The 22069-nt window shown below is 72.2% G+C and carries 15 protein-coding genes; 7 read left to right on the top strand and 8 right to left on the bottom strand.

Annotated elements, in window-relative coordinates; genetic code table 11:
* Positions 1-72 precede the first annotated feature (72 nt).
* From ACFZCY_RS26100 to ACFZCY_RS26090, 3 genes are all read left to right on the top strand, one after another.
* Positions 73-4023 (top strand): Pls/PosA family non-ribosomal peptide synthetase, encoded by a 3951-nt coding sequence (locus ACFZCY_RS26100; protein WP_391177940.1) that lies wholly within the window; start codon positions 73-75, stop codon positions 4021-4023.
* Positions 4020-5408: a M1 family aminopeptidase gene (locus ACFZCY_RS26095; protein WP_391177937.1), complete on the top strand. Its 1389-nt coding sequence runs from the start codon at positions 4020-4022 to the stop codon at positions 5406-5408. The genes ACFZCY_RS26100 and ACFZCY_RS26095 overlap by 4 nt, the downstream gene beginning before the upstream one ends.
* Positions 5409-5531: 123 nt before the next feature.
* Positions 5532-6443 carry an endonuclease/exonuclease/phosphatase family protein gene (locus ACFZCY_RS26090; RefSeq protein ID WP_391177934.1) on the top strand — a complete coding sequence of 304 codons (912 nt, stop codon included), beginning with the start codon at positions 5532-5534 and terminating at the stop codon, positions 6441-6443.
* Between the two features lie 48 nt (positions 6444-6491).
* Here ACFZCY_RS26090 and ACFZCY_RS26085 read toward each other — a convergent pair whose 3' ends face one another.
* The 6 genes from ACFZCY_RS26085 to ACFZCY_RS26060 form a co-directional block, all read right to left on the bottom strand.
* Positions 6492-7778: an alpha-L-fucosidase gene (locus ACFZCY_RS26085; RefSeq protein ID WP_391177931.1), complete on the bottom strand. Its 1287-nt coding sequence runs from the start codon at positions 7776-7778 to the stop codon at positions 6492-6494.
* A 33-nt stretch (positions 7779-7811) separates the two neighbouring features.
* A complete protein-coding gene (locus ACFZCY_RS26080; protein ID WP_391177929.1) occupies positions 7812-8690 on the bottom strand; it encodes an ABC transporter permease subunit in 879 nt (292 codons plus the stop codon).
* Positions 8691-8736: 46 nt separating this feature from the next.
* Positions 8737-9663, bottom strand: coding sequence for an ABC transporter permease subunit (locus tag ACFZCY_RS26075; RefSeq protein ID WP_391177927.1), 927 nt, complete (start codon positions 9661-9663; stop codon positions 8737-8739).
* Positions 9664-9806: 143 nt separating this feature from the next.
* On the bottom strand, positions 9807-11093 hold the full coding sequence (locus tag ACFZCY_RS26070) for an extracellular solute-binding protein (protein ID WP_391177924.1): 1287 nt from the start codon (positions 11091-11093) through the stop codon (positions 9807-9809).
* 400 nt (positions 11094-11493) lie between these two features.
* Positions 11494-12186, bottom strand: a complete 693-nt coding sequence (locus ACFZCY_RS26065) for a response regulator (protein WP_391177921.1) — start codon at positions 12184-12186, stop codon at positions 11494-11496.
* A 36-nt stretch (positions 12187-12222) separates the two neighbouring features.
* A complete protein-coding gene (locus ACFZCY_RS26060) occupies positions 12223-13446 on the bottom strand; it encodes a histidine kinase (RefSeq protein ID WP_391177919.1) in 1224 nt (407 codons plus the stop codon).
* Positions 13447-13648: 202 nt separating this feature from the next.
* Here ACFZCY_RS26060 and ACFZCY_RS26055 point away from each other — a divergent pair, with 202 nt between their 5' ends.
* Positions 13649-14425: a methyltransferase gene (locus tag ACFZCY_RS26055; RefSeq protein WP_391177916.1), complete on the top strand. Its 777-nt coding sequence runs from the start codon at positions 13649-13651 to the stop codon at positions 14423-14425.
* A 12-nt stretch (positions 14426-14437) separates the two neighbouring features.
* Here the strand turns inward: ACFZCY_RS26055 and ACFZCY_RS26050 are convergent, their stop codons facing one another.
* Positions 14438-17968, bottom strand: a complete 3531-nt coding sequence (locus ACFZCY_RS26050) for a CHAT domain-containing protein (protein ID WP_391177913.1) — start codon at positions 17966-17968, stop codon at positions 14438-14440.
* 167 nt (positions 17969-18135) lie between these two features.
* Here ACFZCY_RS26050 and ACFZCY_RS26045 point away from each other — a divergent pair, with 167 nt between their 5' ends.
* Positions 18136-18504: a CATRA system-associated protein gene (locus ACFZCY_RS26045; RefSeq protein ID WP_391177910.1), complete on the top strand. Its 369-nt coding sequence runs from the start codon at positions 18136-18138 to the stop codon at positions 18502-18504.
* Positions 18488-20059, top strand: a complete 1572-nt coding sequence (locus tag ACFZCY_RS26040) for a CATRA conflict system CASPASE/TPR repeat-associated protein (protein ID WP_391177907.1) — start codon at positions 18488-18490, stop codon at positions 20057-20059. Before ACFZCY_RS26045 ends, ACFZCY_RS26040 begins: the two co-directional genes overlap by 17 nt.
* A 4-nt stretch (positions 20060-20063) precedes the next feature.
* Here the strand turns inward: ACFZCY_RS26040 and ACFZCY_RS26035 are convergent, their stop codons facing one another.
* A complete protein-coding gene (locus tag ACFZCY_RS26035) occupies positions 20064-21170 on the bottom strand; it encodes a DUF3533 domain-containing protein (RefSeq protein ID WP_391177904.1) in 1107 nt (368 codons plus the stop codon).
* Positions 21171-21252: 82 nt separating this feature from the next.
* On the opposite strand from ACFZCY_RS26035, the gene ACFZCY_RS26030 reads away from it, so the two are divergent.
* Entirely contained in the window at positions 21253-21918 is a 666-nt protein-coding gene (locus ACFZCY_RS26030; protein WP_391177900.1) for a TetR family transcriptional regulator, read from the top strand.
* The last annotated feature ends 151 nt before the right edge of the window (positions 21919-22069 follow it).

Genomic DNA, 22069 nt, shown 5'->3' with positions numbered 1-22069 from the left:
GGCAGAGGCCGATGGTCCGGTGGTCCGGACGGTGTCGCCGAACTCTCGGTCCACCGATGCCGGAGAGGCCGGATGACTGTAGTAGACGAGTCCCAGACGCTGATCGACCCGCTGCCCGCACCCGCCGCGGAGCCCGCGGCACCGCCCGCCCTGTTCCCGGGGAACGGCACCCACGCCGAGCGCACCCTCATGGACGTCCTCGGCGAGACCGCCCGCCGCCACCCGAACGCCCCCGCCGTCGACGACGGTACGGCCGCGCTCAGCTACCGGGCGCTGCTCGCCGAGGTGGACCGGGTGCGGCGGCGGCTGGCCGGGGCGGGCGTCGGCGTCGGCGACCGGGTCGGCATCCGCGTCCCGTCCGGGACCGCCGACCTGTACGTCGGGATCCTCGCCGTGCTGGCCGCCGGCGCGGCCTATGTGCCGGTGGACGCCGAGGACCCGGACGAGCGGGCCGAGCTGGTCTTCTCCGAGGCCGGGGTGAGCGTGGTGCTCGGCGCCGGGCTGGAGATGACGGTGCGCGCCGAGCCGCACGGCGGCCCCGGCCGCCCGGGGCCCGGCGACGACGCGTGGATCATCTTCACCTCCGGATCGACCGGCAAGCCCAAGGGCGTCGCCGTCACCCATCGCAGCGCGGCCGCCTTCGTGGACGCCGAGGCCGGGCTGTTCCTGGCCGACGAGCCCATGGGCCCGGGGGACCGGGTGCTGGCCGGTCTGTCGGTGGCCTTCGACGCGTCCTGTGAGGAGATGTGGCTCGCGTGGCGCAGCGGCGCCTGTCTGGTGCCCGCGCCCCGGTCGCTGGTGCGCACCGGTGTCGACCTCGGGCCGTGGCTGGTCGAGCAGGAGATCACGGTGGTCTCCACGGTCCCCACGCTGGCGGCGCTGTGGCCGGTGGAGGCGCTGGACGACGTACGGCTGCTGATCTTCGGCGGTGAGGCGTGCCCGCCGGAGCTGGCCGAGCGGATGGCGGTCGAGGACCGTGAGGTGTGGAACACCTACGGCCCGACCGAGGCCACCGTCGTGGCGTGCGCCGCGCAGCTGACCGGCGAGGGCCCGGTGCGGATCGGGCTGCCGCTGGACGGCTGGGAGCTGGCGGTCGTGGATGCCCGGGGCGAGGTCGTACCCATGGGCGAGGTCGGTGAGCTGGTGATCGGCGGGGTCGGTCTGGCCCGCTATCTCGACCCGGCGAAGGACGCCGAGAAGTACGCCCCGCTGCCGGCGCTGGGCTGGTCGCGGGCGTACCGCAGCGGTGACCTGGTGCGCGCCGAGGAGGAGGGGCTGCTGTTCGTCGGCCGGGCCGACGAACAGGTCAAGCTGGGCGGCCGCCGCATCGAGCTGGGCGAGGTGGACGCCGCGCTGCAGGCGCTGCCGGGCGTGGCGGGCGCCGCGGCCGCGGTGCGGACGACGAAGGCGGGCCACCAGCTGCTGGTGGGGTACGTCGTGCCCGAGGAGGCCACCGCCGAGGGCGGTTTCGACCAGGCGGAGGCGCTGGACCGGCTGCGGGAGGTGCTGCCCGCCGCGCTGGTGCCGCTGCTCGCGGTGGTCGGCACGCTGCCCACCCGTACCTCCGGCAAGGTGGACCGGGCCGCGCTGCCCTGGCCGCTGCCGGGCGTCGGCGCGGCCGGTCCTGCGGACGCGCTGACCGGGACCGAGAGCTGGCTGGCCGAGCTGTGGGGCGAGGTGCTGGGCACCCCGGCGGGCGGGCCGGACGCCGACTTCTTCGCGGCGGGAGGCGGCAGCCTCGCCGCCGCCCAGCTCGTCTCGCGGATCCGGGACCGCTACCCCAGCGGCTCGGTCAGCGACATCTACCAGAACCCGCGGCTGGGCGCGCTCGCCCGGACGCTGGACACGATGCGCGGCGAGGCGACGGCTCCGCGCACCGTACGGCCCGTGCCCCGGCGCACCGGGGTCGCGCAGACACTGCTGACGCTGCCGCTGCTGACGGTCGCGGGGCTGCGCTGGGGCGTGGCCGCGGCCGCGGTCCTCAATGTGCTGCACCTGCTCGGTTCCGCGCCGTGGGCGCCCACCGTGTCCTGGTGGTGGGTCCTGGCCGGCTGGCTGCTGTGCGTATCGCCGCCGGGCCGGATCGCGATCGCCGCGGGCGGCGCGCGGCTGCTGCTGCGGGGGCTGAAGCCGGGCACGTACCCGCGTGGCGGCGGCGTCCATCTGCGGCTGTGGACCGCCGAGCGGCTGGCCGAACTGAGCGGTGCCACCGGTCTGTCGGGCAGCTGGCTCACCCACTACGCCAGGGCGCTGGGTGTGCGGGTCGGCCCGGACGTCGATCTGCACGCGCTGCCGCCGGTGACCGGCATGCTCAAGCTCGGCAAGGGCAGCGCGGTCGAGCCCGAGGTCGATCTGTCCGGCCACTGGCTGGACGGCGACTGCTTGCGGATCGGCCGCATCCGCATCGGCGCGGGCGCCACGGTCGGCGCGCGCAGCACCCTCTTCCCCGGCGCCCGGATCGGCAAGCGCGCCGAGATCGCCCCGGGGTCCGGGGTGACCGGTGCGGTGCCCGCGGGGCGCCGCTGGGCGGGCGTACCGGCCGCCAAGTCCGGCAAGGCGGCGCAGCACAGGGCCGAGGACCGGCCGCCGCGCACCCGCCGCTGGGCCCTGGTGTACGGGGTCACCTCGCTGGGGCTGACCCTGCTGCCCGCGCTGGCGCTGCTGCCCGCGCTCGCCGTCCTCGCGCTGTTCGCCCGGGGCACCCGCGGCGCGGGCCCGGCGCTGCTCCACGCGCTGGCCGCCGTGCCGCTCGCGACCGTGGCCGGGATGGTCTGCTACGCGCTGCTCATCCTGGCCGGGGTGCGCACCCTCGGCATCGGCCTGCGCGCGGGGCACCATCCCGTGCACGGGCGGATGGCCTGGCAGGCGTGGGCGACCGAGCGGCTGATGGATATGGCGCGGGTGCATCTGTTCCCGCTGTACGCCAGCCTGTTCACCCCGGTGTGGCTGCGGGCGCTCGGGATGAGGGTCGGCCGCGGGGTCGAGGCGTCCACCGTGCTGGCGCTGCCGTCGATGACGACGGTCGGCGACGGCGCGTTCCTCGCCGACGACACCATGGTCGCCTCCTACGAACTGGGCGGCGGACGGCTGCGGATCGCCGAGTCGCGGGTCGGCAAGATGGCCTTCCTCGGCAACTCCGGCATGGCCGCGGGCGGCAGCTCGGTGCCCAAGCGCGGTCTGGTCGGGGTGCTGTCCGCCGCGCCCAAGGGCGCCAAGGCGGGCAGCTCGTGGCTCGGGATGCCGCCGATGAGGCTGCCGCGGGCGGCCGAGGAGGGCGACCAGAGCCGTACGTACCGTCCGGCGCGGCGGCTGAAGTGGGCGCGCGGCGCCGTCGAGCTGTGCCGGATCGTGCCCGTCATGGGCGGCGCGGCGCTCGCGGTGCTGGTGCTGGCCGCCTTCGGGGCGGTCGCCGGGCGCTGGGGGTTCCCGGCCGCCCTGGCGGGCGGCGGGCTGCTGCTGTTCGCGGGCGGTCTGGTCGCGTGCGTCGTGGCGGTGCTGGCCAAATGGCTGCTGGTGGGCCGGTTCCGGGCCACCGAGCGCCCGCTGTGGAGCTCGTTCGTGTGGCGCACCGAGCTGGCGGACACCTTCGTGGAGGTGCTGGCCGTGCCGTGGCTGGCCGGGGCCGTGTCGGGGACGCCGCTGATGAACTGGTGGCTGCGGGGGCTCGGCGCGCGCATCGGGCGCGGTGCCTGGTGCGAGACGTACTGGCTGCCCGAGGCCGATCTGGTGCGGATCGGCGCCGGGGCGAGCGTGAACCGGGGGTGCGTCGTGCAGACCCATCTGTTCCACGACCGGATCATGCGCATGGACGAGGTGGTGCTGGAGGAGGGTGCCACCCTGGGCCCGCACGGCATCGTGCTGCCGGGCGCCACGGTCGGCGAATGTGCCACGGTGGGTCCGGCGTCGCTGGTGATGCGCGGCGAGACGCTGCCCGCGGGCACCCGGTGGCTCGGCAACCCGATCGCGGCGTGGCAGCCGGACAAGGAGCGGGACATGCGGAAGACGGAGGACACGGCGAAGTGAGCAGGGGCAAGGGCGGCCGGGAGCGGGGCGCGCCCGGCGGCGTGGCGGGGGCGGACCGGTCCGGGGACTCGTATCTGCCCGGGCACGGCAACGGCGGCTATCGGGTGACCCATTACGACCTGGAGCTGACCTGCCGTCCGAGCACCGGCCGGGTCTCGGGCCGGGCCCGGATCTCGGCGGTCGCCGAGCCGGGCGCGGCGGGCGAGCCGCTGTCCGGGTTCAGCCTGGACCTCGGCGCGTTCCGGGTCGACGGGGTGCTGGTCGACGGGGTCCGCGCGGCCCGCTACACCCACCGGGCGGACAAGCTGCGCGTCCGCCCGGCGCGCCCGCTGCCCGCCGGGGCACCGTTCACGGTCGAGGTGCGGTACGTCGGGGTGCCGCGGCCGGTGAAGACCCGGCACTGGGGCGACCTGGGCTGGGAGCAGCTGGAGGACGGGGCGCTGGTGGCGGGCCAGCCGATCGGCGCGCCGTCCTGGTTCCCGTGCGACGACCATCCGGCGGACAAGGCGTCGTACAGGATCGCGGTGACCGCGCCGTCGCCGTACACGGTGGTCGCGGCGGGCACCCTGGAGTCCCGTACCTCGGGCGGCTCCACCACGACCTGGGTGTACGAGCATCCGGCGCCGATGTCCACCTATCTCGCCACCGTCCAGATCGGCCTGTACGACCGGGTCGAGCTGACCGACGCGGCGGTGAGCGCGGTGCCCCAGCGGGCGGCCGTACCGCCGCGGCTGCGCGACCGCTTCGACCACGACTTCGCCCGTCAGCCCCGGATGATGGCCGCCTTCGAGGACCTGTTCGGCCCGTATCCGTTCGACGAGTACGCGGTGGTGGTGACGGACGACGAGCTGGAGGTGCCGGTCGAGGCGCAGACGCTCTCCGTCTTCGGCGCCAACCACGTCGACGGGCAGCGCGGCTGTGAGCGGCTGGTGGCCCATGAGCTGGCCCACCAGTGGTTCGGCAACAGCCTGAGCGTCGCCGACTGGCGCCACATCTGGCTGAACGAGGGCTTCGCCAAGTACGCCGAGTGGCTGTGGTCGGAGGTCTCCGGGGGCGCCCCGGCCGCCGTCCACGCCACCCGCGCTCACGCCGCGATGGCGGAGCAGCCGCAGGATCTGCTGGTCGCGGACCCGGGCATGCCGCGGATGTTCGACGACCGGGTCTACCAGCGGGGCGCCCTGACGCTGCACGCGCTGCGCACGGCTCTCGGGGACGACGCCTTCTTCGCTGTGCTGCGGGAGTGGACGGCCGCCCATCGCCACGCCACGGTCACCACCGAGGAGTTCACCGCGCTGGCCGGGCGCCATGCGGCGCGGCCGCTGGACGAGCTGTTCACCGCGTGGCTCTACACCCCCCGGCTGCCGGAACTCCCCCTCTCCCGCTGAGGGTTCGGCACGCGGCCGTATCCCTGGAGGACTCCTTACGTTTCAACTCATGGCTCCCGCAGGCCACTTCATTCCCCCCGGACGGCCTGATACTGGTGTCAACGCCGGACCCTTGGAGGAGCCATGCCCGCACCTCTGTTCAGCCGTCGCCACGGGATGCGCGCCGCGGCCGCCGCGGCCCTCGCCCTGCCGCTCGCCACCCAGCCCGAGGCCCGGGCCGATACCACCGGGGGCGGCTCGGCCTTCCCCGTGAGCGGCTCACAACTGCACACCATGACCTTCAACCTGCGCTACGCCGGCGACACCCCGCCCAACTCCTGGGCGCAGCGCCGCCCGGTCATGCGGGAGCTGCTGCGCCGTGCCGAGCCCCATCTGCTGGGCACCCAGGAGGGGCTGTACGGCCAGCTGCGCGACATCGCCGCCGACCTCGGCCCGCGCTACGACTGGCTGGGGACGGGACGGGCGGGTGGCAGCCGTGACGAGTTCATGGCCGTCTTCTACGACACCAGACGGCTGGAGCCGCTGGAGTACGACCACTTCTGGCTGTCCGACACCCCGTATGTGATCGGCTCCAACACCTGGGGCGGCGCCGTAGTGCGCATGGTCACCTGGGTGCGCTTCCACGACCGGTCCACCGACCGGCAGTTCTACGCCCTCAACACCCATCTCGACCACATCAGCCAGTACGCCCGGGAGCGCGCCGCCGGGCTGATCAACGCTCGGCTCGCCGGGCTGGACCCGGCCCTCCCCCGCATCGTCACCGGGGACTTCAACGTGGCCGCCCACGGCAACGCCGTCTACGACACCCTGCTGAAGGGCGGCTCCCTGACCGACGCGTGGGACGCCGCCGACCGGCACAGCAAGCTGTACGCGACCTTCCACGGCTACAAGCCGCTGGTCCCCGACGGCGACCGGATCGACTGGATCCTCACCTCACCGGGCGTACGGACCCGCTACGCCGCGATCGACACCTACTCCCGGGACGGCCAGTTCCCCAGCGACCATCTGCCGGTGCACGCCGTGCTGGAGCTGTGAGCCTGCACGCCCCCGCCGCTCACCGGGCGGCGGGGGGCGCTGCACGCGTCAGGCGTCCTCGCGGAGGAAGAGTTCCACGACCGGCACCGCGACATCGGGCCGGACCACCGGCAGCGACAGGGTCAGGGTCCCCGGGGGCTGGCCGCCGAGCGTGGTGTTCTGGGCCGTGGCCGACGGGTCGATCTCGCGGTAGTGGATCTCGGACGCGTCGTGCAGGAACTGCGCGTACTCGACCTTGCCTCCCAGGCCGGGGAGGTGCACATGGGTGAAGGGCCAGGCGAAGAGGTGGAGGTAGAGGCGGTTGCCGCGCTGGGTGTAGCGGGTGTCGACGGGTGCCTCGTAGACGGATGGGCCCGCGCCGCGGATCGAGCGCTCGTGGTGGGACATCCACCTCCCGATGCCCTCCAGCGTGGCCACGGCGGTCGGGTCCAGATCGCCGCGCCCGGTGGGCCCGACGTTCAGCAACATGTTGCCGTTCTTCGAGACGCCGTCGATGAGCATCCGGAGCAGGAGTTCGACGCTCTTGACGTTGAGGTTGTCGCGGTCGTAGCCCCAGCTGCCGTTGAGGGTCTGGCACGCTTCCCACACCACCGGCTCGCCGTCGACCTCCATGGCCTTGTCAGGCTGGTACTGCTCCGGTGTGACGAGGTCACCGGGGATTTCGAGCCGGTCGTTCACGATGATCCCGGGCTGGAGGCGGCGGGTGAGCCCGAGCAGTTCCTCCGAGCCCCACTCCTCGGCGCCCTTGGCGTTGAAGACCTCGCTGTGCCTGCCCCGCTTGTACGAGAAGTCGTAGAACAGGTAGTCGATGCGGCCGTAGTTCGTCAGCAGCTCCTCCACCTGGCCGTGCAGATACGCGCGGTACCGGGCCATGTCGCGGCCCTCGTTGAGCCGCTCGATCTCCTCCGGCGGGTCGTCGCGACGCGGGTGGAGGCCGTCGACGACGAAGTCGGGGTGGTGCCAGTCGATGAGCGAGTGGTAGAAGCCGACGCGCAGCCCCTCGGCGCGCACGGCCTCGACGAACTCGGCGACGAGGTCCTTGCCGATGGGGGTGTTCATCGAGGTGTAGTCGGTCAGCTTCGAGTCCCACAGGCAGAAGCCGTCGTGGTGCTTGGTCGTGAGCACCACGTACTTCATTCCGGCCTGCTTGGCGGCGCGGGCCCAGGCGCGGGGGTCGTACAGGTCCGGTTCGAAGTGGCGGAAGTACCGGTCGTAGTCCTCGTCCGTGATCCGCTCCCGGTTCTTCACCCACTCGTGGCGGGCCGGGAGGGCGTAGAGCCCCCAGTGGACGAACATGCCGAAGCGGTCCTCGGTGAACCAGGCGGGGATGGCCATGGATGCGGATTCCTTTCGGATGAGGCTCAGGGGTCAGCGGCCGCCGAGGCCGCTGGTGACAATGCCGCGGACGAGATGCTTCTGGAGCAGGATGAGGATGATCACGGTGGGCAGCATCGAGATGACCGAGGCCGCCATGACGAGGCCCCACTCGCTGCCCTGCTGGCCGAAGAACGCCTGCAGGCCGAGCGGGATGGTGGCGTGCGCGTTGACGTCGTTGACGATGACCAGCGGCCACAGGAACGAGTTCCAGTAGCTGATGAAGGTGAAGACCGCGAGCACCGCGAGAGTGGGCCGGGCCAGCGGGACCATCACCTCGAAGAAGGTGCGGACGGTGCCCGCGCCGTCGACGCGGGCGGCGTCGTCGAGTTCCTGCGGCACGGTCAGGAAGAACTGGCGGAGGAGGAACGCGCCGAGGGCGGTGAACGCCCACGGGATGATGAGCGCCTGGAAGGTGTCCACCCAGCCCAGGTTCTGCATCATCACGTACATCGGGATGACGAGCACGTCCTGCGGGATCATCAGCGTCGCCAGGAACAGCATGAACACCAGGTTCCTGCCGCGCCAGCGCAGCCGCGAGAAGGCGTAGCCGCTGAAGGCGGCGACCGACACGTTGATGGCCGTTCCGACGGCGGCGACGACGAAGCCGTTCAGGATGAAGCGGCCGAACGGCTGGTAGCTGAAGACGTCGGTGTAGTTCTGCCAGCGGAGTTCCGAGCCCCAGAGCGTGGGCGGGGTCGTGAACACGTCCGCGTCGGGCTTGAGGCTCGTCGTGACCATGTAGATCAGCGGCGCCAGGAAGATCAGCGCGATGAGGCACAGGATCGCGTAGCCGATGGCCTGCCGCACCCGCGGGACGAACCCTGCGGTCCGGGCGGGCTGTACGCGCCTGCCCGCGCTGTGGCGTCCCACATGACCTCCGATGACCCGTCCGGCCGGCCGGACCATCCGCGTACCGCTACTCATAGTGCACCCAACGCTTCTGGCCGAGGAATTGGACCGCCGTGATGCCGAGAATGATGACGAAAAGCACCCACGCGCCCGCCGAGGCGAGGCCGAGCTGCTGACTCTGGAAGCCGGTGTTGTAGATGTACTGGACGAGGGTTTCGGTGGCCGTTCCGGGACCGCCCTTGGTCAGCAGGAAGGGCTGCACGAACACCTGGAACGACGTGATGAGCGTCATCATCGTGGCGAAGAAGATGGACGGCGAGATCGCCGGGAATTTGACGAGCCAGAAGGTGCGCCACGCGTTCGCCCCGTCGAGTTGCGCCGCTTCGAGCTGATTCTCCGGCACCGCGTCGAGCGCCGAGGAGAAAATGAGCATGTTGTAGCCGAATCCGGCCCAGACGCTCATCGTGACGACCGCGATCATCGCCCACTGGTCGTCCGCGAGGAAATTGGGGGCGTTCACCCCGATCGTCGACTTGAGCGTCGCGTCGATGAATCCGTCGGGCTGGTACAGCATGCGCCAGACGACGGCGTTCGCCACGAGGGGGGTGATCGTCGGGATGAAGAACACCACCCGGAAGACATGGCGGTGCCGGATGCGCGGGGTCAGCCAGGCCGCGAGCCCGAGCGAGACCACGAGATTAAGCGGTACGTACAGCACCACGTACAGCGCCGTGTTGCGCACCACGACCCAGAAGATCGGGTCCGAGAACAGTTTGCTGTAATTCGCGAATCCGCTCCATGAACGCTCGCCGATCATCGGCCAGTTCATGAAGCTCACAATGAGGGACGCGAGGATGGGGACCACGGTGAACAGCGCCAGCCCCACCGAGTGCGGGGTGGCGAACGCCGCTCCCCACCAGGACCGCCTGCCGATCTCCCGGCCCTTTCCCTCCCGTTCCCCGCCCGCCTCGACCGGGCCGCCCGCGCCTGCCACGGGTACCGTCGCGACTGCCGCCTCGGCCAGGGTGGACTTGTGCGCGACGGACCGCCGGGGCACCGATTTCTGCATTCCGTGACCTCTTTCGTCCCCGCCGTCGGCGGGCGCCCTCACCGGCGCCCGCCGCTGCGTCACTTGCCTCACTGTCCGAGCTGGCTCGCGATGGACTTCATCGTCTGCGCGCCCGACTGCTGGCCGTTGACGGCCTGGATTCCGTACTGCGCGAACAACTGGCCGAGCTGATCGCCCTGCTTGGTGCTCGGCAGCGGGGTCGAGGCCTTCTGCGCCGTCTTCAGGACGTTTTCGACGCCGTCGATATGCGCGTTGTCGTACCAGGCCTGCTGCGCCGCGGTGCGCCCGGGGAACGCCCGGCCCTGTTCGGCCAGCGACTGGAGTACCTTCTGGCTCGTCATCGTCTTGACGGCCTTGAAGGCCTCATCGGGGTACTTGCACTGCTTCGAGACGCCGAAGCCGGACCCCGCCGAGAAGGTCGACGGCCCGCTGGAGGTGCCGACCGGTATGGTCGTCACGCCGATGGGGAATTTCACTTTCCCCTTCTGGCTGAGCAGCGACCACGGCCCGTCGGTGTACATACCGACCTTCTTGGAGACGAAGTCGTTGGACGCGGCCGAGGTGTCCGAGCTGGCCTGGGTGGCGACGCCGTCCTTCACGAGCGAGGAGAGCCAGTCGAGGCCCTTCGCGAACTTCGCGTTCGACGTGTCGAGCGTGCCGCCGTCCTTGACGACCCGGCCGCCGTTGTAACCGAGGATCATCGATTCGAGGTTCATGTCCGCGATCGTCGAGGCGAACATCTTCTTGCCCGCCGCCTTGAACTTCGCCGCGGCCGCCTTGAAGTCGGCCAGGGTCCAGCCGGGCTTCGGCTCCTTGGCCCCCACCTGCTTGAACAGGTCCTTGTTGTAGAAGAGGAGCATGGGCCCGGTGTCGTACGGCAGGGCGTACAGCTTGCCGTCGACCTTCATGCCGTTGAGGGCGGTGCTGTCGAATTCCGACAGATTGACGCCGTCCTTCTTCGCGTAGGAGTCGAGCGGCAGCATGACGTCCGTGTAGTTCGCGGCGCGGATACTCTGAATGCTGACGATGCACGGCGCGCTTCCCGCGCTGAGCTGTGTGCGGAGCTTGGTGAAGTAATCCTCGAACGGCGCGCCCTGAATGCCGACCTTCGCGCCGCCGTCCTTCTTGACCGCGTCGGCGACCTTCTGCCAGGCCGCCTTGTCCGCCGAACCGGCGATCCACATCGACCAGGTGAGCTTGTCCTTCGACTGGCCCGATGTGCCGCCGCCGGAGGAGCATCCCGACAAAGTGAGACCCAGTGCGGCAGCCGCCGCGGTGGCACTCACGAGGAGTCGTCTTTTCATAGCAGTGTCCAGTTCAATTTTCGTGCTCACATGGACGTACTCCGGCAGCACGGAATGCGCGTGCGGATGCTGGAGAGAAGCCGCCGATCACGGCGGCGGGAGTGGGGCGTGGCGGGATGGGGGGAATTCAGCAGCCGAATAAGACGGGCGCGGAGTATCCGGCGACCGTCTCATCGTGCGCTCGCGGCGTGCAGAAACAGAAGCCCCTGACCGTCACTGTTGTGATCCGACCCACTGTGACTCCTTCGGCCGGTCCCTCTTACCAGGACGCATCGGCATCAGAACATCCGATGTATTGGGGTGTCAAGGCGTCGTACGGCCCTATTTCCCCGGCATTCGCCCCCTCGGCGAGGAGTCAGAGTTTGGATGTCTCTTGGGGGCGTCGCCCGACCCCGGCGAAGGCCGCCGGCGGCGGGCAGAACATCCGATGTGTTCCTGGCGGGGTGAGTGATCAGCCCAGCAGCCGGCGCTCGGTGGCGACGGCGACCGCGCCGGCCCGGGTGTCCACGCCCAGCTTGCCGTAGATCCGTCCCAGGTGGGTCTTCACCGTGGCCTCGCTGATGAAGAGCGCACGGGCGATCTCCCGGTTCCCCAGCCCCCGGGCGAGCTGCTGGAGGATGTCCCGCTCACGCTCGGAGAGGGTGGGGCGGGGTGTGCGCAGCTGGGCCATCAGCCGGTCGGCCACCGGCGCCGACAGCGCGGTGCGCCCGGCCGCCGCGTTCCGTATCGCCGCGAACAGCTCCTCCGGCCGCTCGGCCTTGAGCAGATACCCGGTGGCGCCGGCCTCGATGGCCCGGGCGATGTCCGCGTCGGTGTCGAACATGGTGAGCACCAGCACCCGCGGGGCCGCTTCGTCCGGCGCCGCCCCGGCACTGGAGGCCCGCGCACGGGAGGACCACGCGCCGGAGGCCAGTCGGCGGGTGGCCTCCACACCGTCCATGCCGTCCCCGAGCTGCAGATCCATGAGCACCACATCGGGCCGTACGCGCGCGGCCATGGCCAGCGCCTCCTCGCCGCTGCCCGCCTCTCCGACCACCTCGATGCCCGCGGTGCTGGACAGCAGCGCGAGCAGCCCGGCGCGCACCACGGCGTGGTCGTCGCACAGCAGCAGCCGGATGGGCGGGGTGGCGTCGGTCGGGGTCATGGTGTGGCGGTCCTCCGTGGGCGAGTGTGTGGGACGTCAGGGGGCGAGGGTGGCGAGGGGGACGGCCGCCGATACGACGGTGCCCTCGCCCCGGGTGGATTCGACGGTGAGCGTGCCCCCGAGCTGGCGTGCCCGCACCCGCATGGCGGGCAGCCCGTGGCCCCGCTCCCGGTCGCCGTCCGGGGGCCGGGGGCGCTCGGGGTCGAAGCCGCGGCCGTTGTCGGCGATGTCCAGGGAGATCTGGTCGTCCAGCCAGGTCAGGGTCAGTGCGGCGCGGGTCGCCCAAGCGTGTTCCCGCACGTTGGCCAGGGCGCCCTGCGCGATGCGCAGCAGCGCGGCCTCGACCCGCTCCGGCACCGGGCCCGGCACCCCGTCGAGCCGGAAGCCGACGGTCAGCCCCTCGCCGCACTCCCGGTCGGCGAGCGCGCGCAGCGCCTCGGCGAGGGTGCGGTCGGCGAGGTCGGCGGGGGCCAGGTCGTGGACGAACCGGCGGGCCTCGGCGAGGCTGCGGGACGCGATCTCGGCCGCGTCCCGCATATGGCGGCGGGCCGCGCCGGGGTCCGTCCCCCAGGTGCGGTCTGCGGCCTGGAGCAGCATCCGCTGGCTGGACAGGCCCTGCGCGAGAGTGTCGTGGATCTCGCTCGCCAGCCGCTGCCGCTCCGCGAGGATGCCCTCCCGTCGCTCGGTGGCGGCCAGATCGCGCCGGGTGCGGACCAGGTCGTCGATCAGGAGGCGCTGCCGGGCCGCCTGGCGCTGCAGATGGACCAGGACGGCGGTGGCGACGGCGCTGATGGCCAGCGGGGCGATCACCACGTTCGGGTTGAGCCCTTCGTGGGACAGCCGCAGCTCGGTGGCGACGACCAGCACGGTGAGCACGGCCGCCAGCGGCACCGCGGTGCGCACCGGCAGCGTCTGCAGTCCGGTGAACAGCAGCGGCATGGCACACCAGGTGGCGCTCGGGGCGAGGGCGAGCAGACCGGCCCAGACCGCCGACACCGCCCCCAGCCAGGCCAGATGCCGTGTGCTCGGCCGGGCGCCGGGGCGTGGCGCGGGGGCCAGGAGCCGCCCGAGTACGTACAGCAGCCCGAAGGCGGCGAAGAGGGCGACGGCGTATCCGGTGTGCGCCTGGTCGTGGTCGCGGGTCAGGAAGCGGATCAGTGAGGAGCCGAGCAGTATGAGGAAAGCCCCGTCCATGACCCACCGGAGCCACCGGGCGTCCGGATCGTCCCACTCGGCTTCCGTCACGGGAGCCTTCCCCATCACCGCACCTTCCGTCGCACGTCCCCGCAGCCAGTCCTATTACGGGGTGCCGCGCTCCGCATCATCCGATCGGCTGACCCCGGCATCGCCCGAACCGCCTCCGGGAGGTGGCCGGTCCGCCGACGCCGGCGGCCGTCACCCGCACGGATGCTGAGTCCAGGGGCCGCGACACACACCCCGCATACCAGGGAAAGGATCTTCCATGCCCGCCAAGAACGTCACCGTCAACCGCGCCAGGCTCGGCCACCGCGTCTCGTACGCGCTCCGCCACCCCGAGCGCGTACCGCGCCATCTGGTGCGGGCCACCCGGGACGCCTGGCTGCGCTACCGCTGGCCGGACCACGTCTCGTACTACCGCGCCGTGATGCGTTCCGACACCCGGGCCGACCCCGACGCGGCGGTCGGCAGCCGTAATCGGGAGCGGTGGCTGGCGCTGGGCGCGATGCAGTTCGACTATCTGCTGAAGCACGGGCTGCGCCCCGAGCACCGCATGCTGGAGATCGGCTGCGGCAATCTGCGCGCCGGGTGGCGCTTCATCCGCCACCTCGACCCCGGCCACTACTACGGCGTCGACATCTCCCCCGACATCCTGGTCGCCGCGCAGGACACCCTGGTCCACACCGAGCTGCAGGACCGGCTGCCCACCCTCACCCCGGTCCGCGACCTGACCCTGCGCTTTCTGCCCGAGGCGCACTTCGACGTCGTCCACGCCCACAGCGTGTTCTCCCACTCCCCGCTGCCGGTCATCGACGAGTGCCTGGCCAACGTGGGCCGGGTGCTGGCGCCGGGCGGCTGGTTCGACTTCACCTTCGACCGCACCGAGGGCGAGGAGCACCAGGTCCTGCGGGAGGACTTCTACTACCGCACCGAAACCCTGATCGACCTCGCCAAGAAGCACGGCCTGGCGGCCCGCTTCATGGAGGACTGGGAGGAGCTGCCCCACGGCCAGTCCAAGATCCGCGTCACCCACGGCGGCTGAGCCCGTGGGCACTCACATGCCGACGTGGATGTGGGCGGCCCACAGCAGGGGGAGCCGGGGGTACGCCTGCCGCATGCTGTGGGCGGCCCGGTGGACCGCCCCGGCGATGTCGCGGTCCTCCGGCGGGCGGCGCAGCAGATCGGCGTAGATCAGCCGGGCCGTCTTCGGGGCCACCCGGTCGTTGGCCGTCCAGAGGGTGCCGATGACATGCGGAAATCCGGCGAGCTGGAAGGCGGCCGAGATGTGCACGGCCTCGTCCATCAGCCGGCGCCCCGGCTGTGAGGTGCCGCAGGCGGAGAGGTAGGCGAGTTCGGCGACGGGCAGACGGAGTGCGGAGAGGTGGCGCACGTCGAACGGCTTGTCCTGGTGGTCATGGAGGAGCAGCAGGCTGCTGGAGGGGTCGTCGAAGCGGCTCTGGGCGTGGCAGGCGAAATGGGCCCAGGTGGTGTCCCGAAGTGCGGCGTCGACCCGGTCGCGGGTGGCGTCGGGCCCGGTCAGGACGGTGGCGTCGGAGAGCAATGTGGTGAGCACGTCGGCCTCGTCGCGGGCGCCCGGCAGGTCGGCGTCGCCCGGAGTGCGGGGCATCGACACGACGAGCGGCCGGGGCCGTCCTGCCTGTGCGCCCGTACGGCGGCGGCCGCGGACGTGGGTGAGGGCACGGATGGTCGGGGTGTAGGAGGAGATGGCCCGGTCGAGGACGGTCCGGCCCTCGGTGTGATGGTGGCCCGCGGCGTGCAGTGGCAGGTAGCTGAGCGGGCCGACCGGCGACCACCACAGTCGTGGCCACGTCTCCTGAGGGCCGGGTGACCGGGTGAATTCCAGTGCCGTCAAAACGGGCTCGGCGATCGTGTCCCACAGTCGGCCCAGGATCACTTCGAGGGCATCATTGGCGACGCTCTGGCTCACGTCCAGCGTGCCCACGAAGATGTTCACCCACTCGACGACATCATCGAGTGTGAGGTCCGGCAGCGGGATGTGCCGCACTCCCGCCGTGGTGAGGGCGAGGGCGTCGCAGCGCCACTGGCTGACGTTGATGAGGACGACCGGGCCGTCCCGTACGGCGTCCCTGAGCTGCGGAAGCGTCGGTGGCAGCAGGAACGGCGCGAAGCCGGGCAGTGCCCGGATCTCCTTGATCAGCGCCTCCAGCCCGCTGGCGTGCTCATGCCGTCGATCACTCGGCACCTGGTCCCCGGTTTCGAGTTCGGCGCTGAGCCACTGGAAGCGGTCGGCGAGCCCGGGGTCCCGTTCCCGGAGGGCGCTCAGCGCGGTACGGGCCGACAGGGCGCGGTCGAGCAGGACGCCCCTCCCCTGCTCCAGCAGGGTCACCGCACGCTCCGGATCACCTGTCTCCAGGGCACAAGCGGCGGCGCTCGCGGCCAGTCCGTCGTAGCGGGTGAGCCAGTGCTCGGCGTCGTTGCGCCCCAGGAACTGGGTGACGAGCAGGGGCAGCAGTTCGACCGCCTTCGCGTATCCCTTCAGCGCCTGCTCGGTACGCCCTTTCGCCATCGCGAGCCGCCCGGCGTGCAAGCCCGCCTCGACGCGTACCGTCGGAGCCGCGCCCGACGGAGTGGCCGCGGCCAGGTAGGCGTCGAGGGCTTCGGTGAGCGTCCCGGGGTCACCGGATGCCTGGTGGAGGGCTGCCAGGGCCTGGCCCAGCATGAACAGTTGCCGGGCGCGCTGGGGCTCCGCCTGGGGGAATGCCAGGGCACGACGCGACGCCTTCACGGCTTCCTCGGCCGACGCCCGGTCACCGGTGCGCCCGTAGCGCACCAGGAGCGGGGCGACGAGGTTCGTCAGATAGTAGGGGTCGATGTCCGCGGCTCTGCGCGCGACCTTGATGGCCTCGTCCAGGACCGACGGGTCCTCCTTCTCGTCCTCGGCCAGTACGGCCAGCGCGGCACCGAGCTTGGTGAGCTGCCCCACGTTGCCCGGGTTCGCTGCCACGCTCTCCCTGCCGAGGACGACGGCCTCCTCCAGGAGGTTCCGGTCTCCCGACCTCTCGTACTTCAGGCGTAGCGCCTCTACGAGTCCGGACAGCAGACCGGAATCCCGCCCACCGCCGGGTACAAGGCCGTGGCGGCAGAGGTCGATCGCCTCGTCCAGGGTTTCCAGGTCGCCCGTGTGCTCGTACCAGTCGATCAGCCCGTTGACCTGATGCACGACCCGTCGTCCCCGGTCCGGGTGGTCGGCCGGGGTCTCGGTCATCGCCCGGCGCCCCACGGCGATGACCTGGTGCAGGACCTCCTGGGTGCCGTACTGACCGTAGCTCAGCAGGAGCGCGTAGCTGAGCAGGTGCAGATATTCCACCATCCGCGTATGTCCCTCGGGCGTCCGGTCGACTGCCTCGCGGAAGACCCGCACGGCCTCGTCGAGCACCGGCAGTTCGTGGGTCTCCTCGAACCAGGCCTGAAGCGCGCCGCCGAAGACTCCGAGCCGATGGGGCCGCCTGGGGTCGTCGGCCGGTGTGGTGTCCACCGCGCGCCGGCCGACTTCGATGGCCTCGGCGAGCAGGGCCTTGTCCTGGGTGCGGTTGAACGACGTCTTGAGCGAGGACGCCAGGTTCGACAGATACAGCGGATGGGCGGGGTGGTCCTCGCCGGTCAGCGCTACCGCGCGGCGAGCCGTCCGCAGTGCCTCGGTCTCTGCCGCCGAATCCCCTGTCAGGCCGGCCCATTTGTGCAGCGCGGCACCGAGGTTGGACAGATACATCACCAGATGGGGATGGTCCTGGCCGGCCGCGTGCACGGCGCCACGGCCGGTGGTGACGGCATCTTCGAGGAACGTGATGTCCGCGGTGCGCCGGAAGGCGTCCAGCAAGGCGTTGGAGAGGTTGCTCAGCGCCATGGGGGAGCACGGGTCGGCGGCGGCCGACCGGCGCCCCCTGTCGATCGCCTCGTGGAGGGCGCTCAGCTCCCCGGTCCGCAGATACCAGTCGCGGAACACACTGCCGAGTTGGGACTGTACGGCCGCCCACCCGGCGTGGCCGGGAGGCAGCGCGTCCACCGCACGCCGGGTCGCCTCCACCGATTCCCACAGCGGGCTCGGGTCCTCGACGTGGTCGAACGCGCTCGACAGCAGCGTGATCAGCAGGATCACCTTGTTCGCATAGCCAGGGTGGTGGGGAGACATCCGGGACACCGCGGCGCGCAGATCGCTCAGCGCCTGGGTGATCCGCCCCGGTTCCAGATCCGCCAGGAGATGACGGAGTTCCGTTTCGCTGATCTCGTCCCACTCGTCGGGCGACCCCGGTTCGAAGACGGAGCGCAGGGCCTCCGGCACGCCCTGCGGGTCCGCCTCGTACACCGGGCGCAGCAGTTCCTCGGCCAGGCGCAGCTCCGACTCGTCGTCCAGCAGCCCGTACCGGTGCCAGAAAAACCAGCCTACGGCGCGCTGTACTTCGACGTCGCCCAAGGGGTCGTTGCGGGCGGCGAACAGCTCGGCTACCTCGCGCTTGGCGTCGGCGCCCAGGACTTCCCGCGGGTCAGCGGTGGCGGCGAACCGGTCCAGCCGGGCCCACAGCGCCGTCAGCAGCTCGGATCTCACCGTCCGATGATGGCCGACCGCACGGGCCGCGACCGCGGTCCGGAGGGTGGGAGGCGGCAACCTACGACCGCGGATGGATCAGCTGCACGATCGGCCTCCCGGCTGCCCGGCGCAGGGAAAATACTCACCGTCATCCCTTTTAGCCCCGATGCCAGTAGCTTGGGGACATGGGAGTGTCGGAGAGGGGCCGGGGCACGGCGGAGTCACGTGAGGGCGCCGTGGCGGCCCTGTCGGGGGTCGCCGGGCTCGTGCTGCCGCGCGCGGACTGGGCGCATGTGGAGCGCGCGCTGGGGGCGATGGAGGCGGCCGTGCGGGCCGGGGACGCGCGCGCCTTGGGCGTGGCGACGGGGCAGTTGGAGCTGGTGGGGCCGTCGCGGGTGCGGCTGCGCGCGGGCGAGGAGGGCGACGGGCGCGAGCCCGCGCCGCCCGAGGTCCTGGACCGGCTCAACCGCCTGGTGCACGCCCTGCGGAGCGGGGCCGATGACGACGACCTCGACCTCACGGAGGGCGCGCCGGCCGGTGGTGACCCTCACTGACCAGTCGCTCGTCGTCCACCTCTTCGTGGCCACGACCGGGCCGCGCCGCAGCGCGTCGTACCGGCGGCTGCGGGAGGTGTGGGCGGCGTGCGGGCCGCAGCTCGGGATGACGCACCCCGTCGCAGCGACGGGGCTGCCCGACACGCTCCCCGAGGAGCTGGGCGAGCTGCCGGCGGCCGGGGCGGTGGCAGCGCGGCGCGACCGTGCGGGGGTGGCGCAGGCGGTCCTGCGGCGCCATCACGATCTTCTGTGTCTGTCGGTGGCACTGTCGCCCGCCGCCGGTGAACAAGGCTCGTGGGAGGCCTGGGACCGGCGGTGGACGCGGATCGCCGATGGGGAGCGGGGGTGGGTGGTCGGCGAGGCGCGGCTGTTCGTCGCCTACCGCGAGACGGCCGGAGCGGGGCCGGTGAGCGCGCGGGAGCTGACGGAGGCGATACGGGCCGAACTGCCCCTGCCACTGGGGCCGGGCGTCGCGGTGGCCCGCCCCGCGGTCACCCTGTGGGAGGCCACCGGCGAGTCCCCCACGCGGCCGTCGCGGCGCTTCGTCGCGGTGGCGGACGACGATGGCGACGGCCCTCGGGACACCGAGCACTGGCTGTGGAGCCAGGGCGGTGGCGCACCGCCACCGTTCGCCCGCTATCTGGCGGACGCGGCCAAGCTGCGGTACGAGATGCGGGTGCACGGCGCGCACGACAGCGATCTCGCGTCTCCGGCGGGGCCGGTCGTGGACGGTGCCCTGGCGGCCCTGGATCGCGAGGGCCCCGATAACGGCACCCCGGACGACGACGCGCGGGCGCACGACCGGGGCGAGGAACTCGCGCGGTGGCGCACCCGGTTGCTGGCGCTCACCGCGGGCTCCGCGGGCCTCACCCAGTGGATCACCAGGGTCAGGGAGATGCGCACCACGGTGCGGATCGCCGAGTCCAACATGCGCGCCCAGCGGGATGCCGCGGGCGTCCCCGTGGGCGGCCACGGCCCGTTCGCCGAAGACCTCGCGCTCGCCGCGTGGTTCGTGCAGCGGCTGTCCGACGGCCTGGTCTATCTGGAGGCGGACCGGGAGCGCGCCCGGGACGCCCTGACGGCCCTGACCATCGAGGCGGAGCACGCCCTCCAGCGGCGCAGGGAGCTGACGCAGCGCCAGGAGGCCGCCGCCCAGCAGCGGCAGAGCAAGGTCAATCTGCTGCAGAGCGCGTTCCTCGGCGCGGTCCTCATGGTGCTCGCCGCGATCCAGAGCTTCGCGTACAAGGTCCCGTTCCTGCCGCCTCCGGCGGTGCCCGCCCTGATCGCCCTGCTCGGCGCGCTCGCCCTGCTGCTGGCCACGCTGGTGCTGTGGCTGGCCACCCCGCCGGAGAGCCGGGCACCGGCCCGGCTCGGCTCGCTGCTCGCCGGGCTGGTGGGCGCCACGGCCGGATGGCTGGCCGCCACGGTGGCCGTGCACTCGGCCACCGGCCGGGCCGCGCCGGTCGCGCTGACCTGGGCGGTGGCGCTTCCGGCGTTCGGCTGCGGATGGCTGGTCATGCGGCGGCGGCTGCACGCGGACGACGCGCAGGCCTAGCGGCTCAGCCGGCCACGGGTTCGGCCGCGCGCCGTCGGCGGATCAGGGTGACGCCGAGGACGCTGACCAGCGCGCCGCCGAGGGCGTAGGCGGTCAGCACCGCCAGGTTGGCGGTGATGCCGTGGCCGGCGAAGTAGATCACGTGGCGTACGGCATGAGTCGCGGCGCCGTTGGGGAGGGCGGGGCTGAGCGCCCGCCAGAACGGGGGCAGCAGCTCGGGGCCGTAGGCGCCGCCGGCGCTGGGGTTGCCGAGGACCACGAACAGCAGCACCGTGACGCCGATTCCCAGGACGCCGAACAGCACCTGGAAGGCGATCGTCATGGCGGCTGCGCCGAAGACGACCAGGGCTCCGATCGCCGACAGGGCGAGGAAGTGGCCGCTCAGCGCGCCGAGCAACGGGCCCACGATCGCCGCGCCGCCCAGGCCGGACAGCACCGCGTACGGGACGGCCGCCAGCAGTCGCCGCCCGGCGCCGCGCGCGGTGGCCGGGCGGGCGCCGAGGGACACCCCCAGCAGCGCGGCGAACAGATACCCGCCCACCGTCCAGCCCACCACCAGGTAGAAGCTGCTCAGCCCGCGGGCGTCACCCGCCTGCGCGGGAACGGCGTCGACGACGGAAGCGGTGCGGGCTTGGGTCTTCTCGGCCTTCTCGATCACCGTTTCCAGCGCGGTCGCCGTGGAGGCGCCACCGGCGCCGGTGACCAGCAGGGTGTCGGTGCGGGAGCCGGGCTTCACGATCAGCGCACCGCTGGTCTCGCCCGTGCGCAGCCGCTCGCGGGCCGTGGCCTCATCGGTGGCGGTGGCCTTCAGCGGGTGGCCGGGTATCCCGTTGAGCTTCTCCACCACGCCCGGGGCCATCCGCTCCGGTGCCGCGACCGCGATCGGGATGCGGTGCGGCTGGGGGTGGTGGAACGCTCCCACGTACGACAGGACGAATCCCAGCTGGAGCAGCAGCGCTCCGACGAGCATCGCCGCGATGCGCGGCGGGACCGCGCCGCGCAGCCGGGCCCACGATCCCCGGGGCGCCGCGCCCTTGTCCTCCGCCCGGTCCGCGCCCGGCTCCGCGCCGCGCGCCGGGGCCTCCGCCTGGTCCGTATCCACCTGACTCACTGATCCGCTCTTCCTCACTCACCGACGGGTTCGATACACCACTGTATCGAATACGCGAGTGTATCGAACTAGGATGGGGCGCATGACGGAAGCCAGTAACAGCGCGCTCGACCGCCGGGCGCTGCGCAGCGGGCGACGGGCGGACGGCACACCGACGCGCGTCACCCGGCGGCGGGCGGAGACCCGGGAACGGCTGCTGGCCGCGGCGCTCACGGTCTTCGCGGAGCGCGGCTTCGGCCGCGTGGGAATCGAGGAGATCTGCGAGGCCGCCGGGTACACGCGCGGCGCCTTCTACTCCAACTTCGACAGCATCGACGAGCTGTTCTTCGCTCTCTACGAGCGGCAGGCCGCGCTGCAGACGGCCCAGGTGCGGGACGCGCTGGACGGCGCCACCCCCGACGAGGGGCTGCCCGCCCTGCTGGACCGGGTGGTGGGCGCGCTGCTCATCGACCGCGCCTGGGTCCTGGTCCGCACCGACTTCATGCTGTACGCGGCGCGCGACCCGGACACCGCGGCGGCACTGATCCGGCACCGTGAGGCGTTGCGCGAAACGCTCCAGCCGATCGTGACCGCGTTCGTCGACCCCGACACCATGCCGCCTGGGCTGCGCGACCCGGAGTCCCTGACGGCCGCGGTCCTCACCATCCACGACGCGGCGGCGGGCCGGCTGCTGCTCGACCCGGATCTCGGCGCCCTGCGGACCTGGCTGCGCGACATGCTCACCGCGCTCCTCACCCCTCGGCGCTGATCAGGGGGTACGCGTGGGGCGGGTGGCGAGCGTGCTCGCCACCCCCCCCACCCCGGGCAGCCCCCGGCCGCCGCGCGGCGGCCCGCGCGGGGGGTGCGCACCCCCCCGCAGACCCACACCCGGCCCCCCCCCCCCCCGCCCACACCCAAAG

Source organism: Streptomyces sp. NPDC007983 (assembly GCF_042958345.1).
Lineage (GTDB): Bacteria > Actinomycetota > Actinomycetes > Streptomycetales > Streptomycetaceae > Streptomyces.
This window is presented reverse-complemented; position numbering and strand designations above follow the sequence as displayed.

What these genes read in the sequence shown, in the direction of transcription:
- ACFZCY_RS26030 (WP_391177900.1), top strand. Translation starts at nt 21,253, where the DNA reads ATGACGGAAGCCAGTAACAGCGCGCTCGACCGCCGGGCGCTGCGCAGC.
- ACFZCY_RS26090 (WP_391177934.1), top strand. Translation starts at nt 5,532, where the DNA reads ATGCCCGCACCTCTGTTCAGCCGTCGCCACGGGATGCGCGCCGCGGCC.
- ACFZCY_RS26065 (WP_391177921.1), bottom strand. Translation starts at nt 12,186, where the DNA reads ATGACCCCGACCGACGCCACCCCGCCCATCCGGCTGCTGCTGTGCGAC.
- ACFZCY_RS26085 (WP_391177931.1), bottom strand. Translation starts at nt 7,778, where the DNA reads ATGGCCATCCCCGCCTGGTTCACCGAGGACCGCTTCGGCATGTTCGTC.
- ACFZCY_RS26060 (WP_391177919.1), bottom strand. Translation starts at nt 13,446, where the DNA reads ATGGGGAAGGCTCCCGTGACGGAAGCCGAGTGGGACGATCCGGACGCC.
- ACFZCY_RS26045 (WP_391177910.1), top strand. Translation starts at nt 18,136, where the DNA reads ATGGGAGTGTCGGAGAGGGGCCGGGGCACGGCGGAGTCACGTGAGGGC.
- ACFZCY_RS26055 (WP_391177916.1), top strand. Translation starts at nt 13,649, where the DNA reads ATGCCCGCCAAGAACGTCACCGTCAACCGCGCCAGGCTCGGCCACCGC.
- ACFZCY_RS26100 (WP_391177940.1), top strand. Translation starts at nt 73, where the DNA reads ATGACTGTAGTAGACGAGTCCCAGACGCTGATCGACCCGCTGCCCGCA.